Origin of the sequence: Streptomyces sp. YGL11-2 (assembly GCF_050054615.1) — a bacterium.
Classification (GTDB): Bacteria; Actinomycetota; Actinomycetes; order Streptomycetales; family Streptomycetaceae; genus Streptomyces.
Genome location: NZ_JBNHIN010000146.1, coordinates 1 through 1,469, shown reverse-complemented (window position 1 = coordinate 1,469; position 1,469 = coordinate 1). Strand labels below are relative to the sequence as shown.

1 protein-coding gene is annotated in these 1,469 nt (G+C 65.8%); it reads left to right on the top strand.

All coding sequences use genetic code 11. The annotated features are described in order from the left end of the window. Nucleotides 1-42 precede the first annotated feature (42 nt). On the top strand, nt 43-1,263 hold the full coding sequence (locus tag ACO1BR_RS44045) for an IS4 family transposase (RefSeq protein ID WP_426800741.1): 1,221 nt from the start codon (nt 43-45) through the stop codon (nt 1,261-1,263). The last annotated feature ends 206 nt before the right edge of the window (nt 1,264-1,469 follow it).

Sequence of the window (1,469 nt, the reverse complement as noted above, 5' to 3'; positions counted from 1 at the left end):
CAATACCGGTGACTTTGTGTGGTGTGGGTCGTTGGGTGTGGTGTGCCAAGGCCGGGTCAGGTGAAGTCGTCGGGTGAGCGTCTGTCGGATCGGATTGCTCTGGGGGTGCTGACGCGGGTGTTTCCGCCGGAGTTGGTGGATGAGGTGATCGCTGAGTGCGGGCGTGGGGAACAGCGGTCGCGTCTGTTGCCGGCCCGTGTGGTGGTGTACTTCGTGCTGGCGATGTGCCTGTTTTCGCAGCAGGGCTATGAGGAGGTTGCCCGACTGCTGACCCAGGGGCTGGAGCGGGTGCGGCGGTGGGAGAAGCCGTGGCAGGTGCCGACGACAGCCGCGATCGGCAGGGCTCGCCGTCGGCTGGGACCGCAGCCGTTGAAGGGGTTGTTCGCTCGTGTCTGCCACCCGGTGGCGGTGCGGGAGACGGTGGGTGCCTGGTATCGCGGGTGGCGACTGGTGGCAGTGGACGGCACCGTCTTCGATGTCCCCGACACCAACGACAACAGTGCCTTCTTCGGCCGGCCGGGCTCAGGCCGCGGGCAGCAGCGCAGCGCGTATCCGCAGGTGCGGCTCGCGGCCCTGGTCGAGTGCGGGACCCATGCGGTATTCGCTGCCGCGACGGGACCGCTCTCGGTGCACGAACAGCAGCTGATCCCTGATCTGTTGGGACGGCTTGAGTCAGGCATGCTGGTGCTTGCCGACCGGGGGATCACCGGTTTCGAGTTGTGGCGGGCGGCAGCAGACACCGGTGCGGATCTGCTGTGGCGAGTCCGCAAGAACGTCGTGCTCCCCGTCGTTGAAGAGCTCGGTGATGGTTCCTACCTGTCCGAGATCGTTGCTTCCCACGATCGCCAACGCCGCTGCGATCCGGTCGCGGTCCGGGTGATCGAGTACACCCTTGACGGGGGTGAGGAGACGGTTTACCGGCTCATCACCACCTTGTGCGACCCCGACCAGGCTCCCGCTGTCGAGCTCGCCGCCCTCTACCACCAGCGGTGGGAGATCGAGAACACCCTGGACGAGATCAAAACGCATCAGGGCGGGAACCAGCTCATCCTGCGCTCGCGGTATCCCGACGGCGTCGAGCAGGAGGTCTACGGCTTCCTCCTGGTCCACCACGCCTTGCGGGCAACAATGCACCACACCGCCCGCCAGGCCGACCTCGATCCCGACCGGATCTCCTTCACCCGCACCCTGAACGCCGCCCGCCGCCACGTCACCAGCCAGGCGGCGCTTTCCCCCCTCCCGACTCCAACAGGCACTCACTGACACGGTCCGTGAGCTGTTGGAAAGGCTGCTTCCGTCCCGCAGGCAGCGCGCCAATCCCCGCGTCGTCAAACGCAAGATGAGCAACTGGCACCTCAAGCACTCCCACCACCGCAACCCGCCATCCCCGCCCACCCCAACCATCAGGTTGGTCCCACCAACCAAACCCACCAGCAAACACCGCAAAAAACCCTAAATCACTGGTATTG